Genomic DNA, 325 nt, shown 5'->3' with positions numbered 1-325 from the left:
CTACACCGGCGGCAACCTGAGCCAGCTCACCTGGCCCGACGGCAAGTATCTGCAGTTCATCTACGACAAGCCCGGCCTGGCCTGGGCCTTGACCGGCGTGGTGGACGAGGAGGGCAAGCGCCGCGTGAGCTTTGGCTACGACGACCTGGGCCGGGCCACCAGCACCGAAGAAGGCACTGGCTTCAACAAATACACCGCCAGCTGGGACGCTGGCATGGAGCCCGGCTGGAACATCACCGAAGAGTACGACTCGGCCAACAACATCATCTGGATCCACCACCGGTGGAAGAACGTCGGCAACGCCTACGTGCAAGGCCCGCTGGGG

Annotated in this window: 1 pseudogene; it reads left to right on the top strand. The window is 64.3% G+C overall.

Annotated elements, in window-relative coordinates:
• Nucleotides 1-325 (top strand): annotated as a pseudogene (locus FKP22_RS33335) (hypothetical protein); the annotation flags it as partial.

The sequence above is a fragment of the Ideonella azotifigens genome (assembly GCF_006519715.1).
GTDB classification, from domain to species: Bacteria; Pseudomonadota; Gammaproteobacteria; order Burkholderiales; family Burkholderiaceae_C; genus Ideonella; species Ideonella azotifigens.
The sequence above is the reverse complement of the archived record's forward strand: the minus strand, read 5'-3'. Positions and strand labels throughout refer to the sequence as shown.